Origin of the sequence: Mesorhizobium sp. M5C.F.Ca.IN.020.32.2.1, assembly GCF_004023105.1 — a bacterium.
GTDB lineage: Bacteria > Pseudomonadota > Alphaproteobacteria > Rhizobiales > Rhizobiaceae > Mesorhizobium > Mesorhizobium wenxiniae.
The window spans coordinates 1-1,397 of record NZ_RZSX01001231.1 but is presented as its reverse complement, the minus strand read 5'-3'; the positions used below and the strand labels follow the sequence as shown (position 1 = coordinate 1,397).

The 1,397-nt window shown below is 57.6% G+C and carries 2 protein-coding genes; one reads left to right on the top strand and one right to left on the bottom strand.

What is annotated here, in order from left to right; translation table 11 throughout:
- Window positions 1-260: 260 nt before the first annotated feature.
- Entirely contained in the window at window positions 261-455 is a 195-nt protein-coding gene (locus EOA86_RS34680) for a hypothetical protein (protein WP_128345617.1), read from the bottom strand.
- 285 nt (window positions 456-740) lie between these two features.
- Here EOA86_RS34680 and EOA86_RS34675 point away from each other — a divergent pair, with 285 nt between their 5' ends.
- On the top strand, window positions 741-1,088 hold the full coding sequence (locus EOA86_RS34675; RefSeq protein WP_245497477.1) for a hypothetical protein: 348 nt from the start codon (window positions 741-743) through the stop codon (window positions 1,086-1,088).
- The last annotated feature ends 309 nt before the right edge of the window (window positions 1,089-1,397 follow it).

Here is a 1,397-nt window from a genome sequence, read left to right as displayed (position 1 = left end):
CCTCATCGGCGTCTCGGCGATGTGGATTTCGGATATCGTCTTCGAGGTGGTGGTGAGGCGGTTCAAGCCGGAGAAGGAGGAGTGAGATCGCGCCTGTCTTATTGCGCCCGCAGTAACAGCCTCTTGCCGGAACTTTAGCGATTTCTAAAAATTGTCTGTGACCAGTGGGCATGCCCCCCGCTGCCCACTGCAGATCGGGACGCAACCCGATCGGGGGCCCGCGCTCTCCGCCAGAGGCGCGGGCTTTCTTGCCATAGCCGTTACCGGTTTAGCCTTCCGACGGTCTCAATGATTGCCTTCGCGAGTGCTTCGCCCTCGTGCACCGGCTCTGGCCCATAAAGCAGCAGGACGGCTTCTTCGCTCGGCAGCACGCCGGCAGGGCATGTCTGTTCAATGGCCATGCGAACCAGCTTGAGCGCGGCCCAGGCGTTGCAGATGTTATCTTGGCCGTTCATGCGTCCTCGCTGAGATCGACTTTTCTAAGCGTCAAACCCGTGAAGCCGAGGCCCTGTTCCATCAAAGTTTAACGAGTGGGAAAGTGCACTGGAAAGCACGTGCGGTAACAGTTGATTCAACCACTGCTGGTATTCTAGCGGAGTGTGGAAGCGGCTCCGGCAGTGAGGCGGGGTGCTGAATTGCCGGAGCCGCCTGCGCAGCCCTTGGGGTTAACCGCGCTGTCCCAGAATAGGACAGCGCGGTCAACGTTTCGTTAAAATCGGAACTAATTAAGCGCGTGCTAATTGAATCGCGGTTTTGCGAGTCAATGCATGCGTTTGAAGTTTGTCCCGCCGATGATGCCTACCTTGGTTGCCAAGCCGCCCCAGGGCGATGACTGGATGCATGAAGCCAAATTCAACGGATACCGCTCCCAGATCATCATCGATGCCGGCGGTGCGCGGATTCTCACCCGCCGCGGACTCGACTGGACCTCCAAATACCGCGACCTAGCTGCGTCGGCCCGAACGCTGGGCGTCGAGAGTGCCATCATTGATGGCGAAGTCGTCGTCGTGAATGAGGCCGGTCTGTCGGACTTCGCGGCACTGCGCAAGGCGATCACCCGGCGCCAGAACGACCAAGCAAGGGTATGAAGCGGCCAGCGCAATGGGTCAACCTGGATCTGAACGTCCAGTATCAGGGTTGGTTTGGGCGTAGCGGCATCAAAAGAATCAGCGCGCCGTGATCAAAGCACATGTCGTTTGGCAATGCATTTAAGATCAATGATTCTATCAAGGCATGTTGCTAATTGATTTGGCGCTAATATAGGCCCTCTAGTAGGCCGGATCGGGGCGCTACAGAATCAGACGAGGGATGTTCGCATGGCCACGATGCACTACACCTGGGGCGCTTCAGCTGCCCAGGCCAAGGCCTATGGATTCAACCTGGTTGATCTTCAATAC

What these genes read in the sequence shown, in the direction of transcription:
- EOA86_RS34680 (WP_128345617.1), bottom strand. Translation starts at nt 455, where the DNA reads ATGAACGGCCAAGATAACATCTGCAACGCCTGGGCCGCGCTCAAGCTG.